Annotated in this window: 1 protein-coding gene and 1 pseudogene; both read right to left on the reverse strand. The window is 68.4% G+C overall.

Features of this window, described 5'->3' with window-relative positions:
* A partial coding sequence (locus ACWDBE_RS39060) for a 2-oxoacid:ferredoxin oxidoreductase subunit beta (RefSeq protein WP_449810362.1) occupies window positions 1–1,050 on the reverse strand: 1,050 nt, incomplete at its 3' end.
* Window positions 1,047–1,758 (reverse strand): annotated as a pseudogene (locus tag ACWDBE_RS39065) (2-oxoacid:acceptor oxidoreductase subunit alpha); the annotation flags it as partial. The gene ACWDBE_RS39060 and the pseudogene ACWDBE_RS39065, both read right to left, overlap by 4 nt.

Below are 1,758 nucleotides of genomic sequence, written 5' to 3' on the forward strand. Positions count from 1 at the left end.
CACCGTCCAGGTGTCGTTGCCGGTGAGGAGTGTGGCCAGGTCGCCGGGGCCGCCCCGGGCGGTGGCGGTGGCCAGCTGCTCGGCCATCAACTCGTCGTAGACCGGCCGTTGGACACTGCGCAGGACACCGATCGGGGTGTGGTGGAGGGTGTCCGCGTCGGCGATCCGGGACAGCGCGAACGCCGTGGCCGGGTTCGCGGCGTGCGCGTCGTGAACCAGCACCCGCGCCTCGTTGTCGGCCGTGACGGGGGCGGTGAACAGCTCGCCATCGTGGCCGCGGAAGACGCCGTTGGCCAGGTCGGTGCCGAAGCGGATCGGCCGGCCGTGTTCCAGGCGGATCAGTGCCTCGTCGCGGGTGCCCGGCTCCTTCAGCACCTCGAACGCGCCGTCGTTGAAGATGTTGCAGTTCTGGTAGATCTCCACCAGCGCGGTGCCCTCGTGGAGGGCGGCCTCCCGCAGCACCGACTGCAGGTGCTGACGGTCCGAGTCGATCGTGCGGGCGACGAAGGTGGCCTCGGCGCCGATCGCCAGCGACAACGGGTTGAACGGCGCGTCCAGCGAGCCCATCGGCGTCGACTTCGTGACCTTGCCCAGCTCACTCGTCGGCGAGTACTGCCCCTTGGTAAGACCGTAGATCCGGTTGTTGAACAACAGGATCTTCAGATTCACGTTCCTGCGCAGCGCGTGGATGAGGTGGTTGCCGCCGATGGACAGGGCGTCGCCGTCGCCGGTGACCACCCAGACGCTGAGGTCCTGGCGTGAGGTGGCCAGTCCGGTGGCGATCGCCGGGGCGCGGCCGTGGATGGAGTGCACGCCGTAGGTGTTCATGTAGTACGGGAAGCGTGAGGAGCAGCCGATGCCGGAGACGAATACGGTGTTCTCGCGTCGGATGCCGAGTTCGGGCATGAAGGACTGGACGGCGGCGAGGATGGCGTAGTCGCCGCAGCCGGGGCACCAGCGTACTTCCTGGTCGGTTTTGAAGTCCCGGGCGTTTTGGGGTTGTTCGGTTTTGGGGACGAGGCGTAGGGAGGGGTAGGTGTGGTCGGTCACTGGTGGTCCTCCTCGTCCAGGGTGCCGATCGCGGCCCGGAGTACGTCCGCGAGTTGGGCGGCCTTGAAGGGCAGTCCGCGGACCTGGTTGTAGGACTCGGCGTCGACCAGGTACTTCGCGCGGAGCAGTAGGGCCAGTTGTCCGAGGTTCATCTCGGGCACGATGATCTTTTCGTAGCTGCGCAGGACGGTGCCGAGGTTGGCGGGGAAGGGGTTGAGGTTGCGTAGGTGGGCCTGGGCGATTTCGGCGCCGTCGGCGCGTACGCGGCGCACGGCGGCGGTGATCGGTCCGTAGGTGGAGCCCCAGCCGAGGACCAGGACGCGGGCGTCGCCGGAGGGGTCGTCGACCTCGACGGGGTTGACGGTGATGCCGTCGATCTTGGCTTGGCGGGTGCGGACCATGAAGTCGTGGTTGGCGGGGTCGTAGGAGATGTTGCCGGTGCCGTCCTGTTTCTCGATGCCGCCGATGCGGTGTTCCAGGCCGGGTGTGCCGGGTACGGCCCAGGGGCGGGCCAGGGTGTGGGGGTCGCGTAGGTAGGGCCAGAACGCGCCGTCCTCGCGGTTGGGTCCGGTTGCGAAGCGTGGGTCGATCTCGGGGAGTTCGTCGACGTCCGGGATGCGCCAGGGCTCGGAGCCGTTGGCGAGGTAGCCGTCCGAGAGGAGGAATACGGGGGTGCGGTAGGTGACCGCGATCCGGGCCGCCTCCAGC

The sequence above is a fragment of the Kitasatospora sp. NPDC001132 genome (assembly GCF_053598415.1).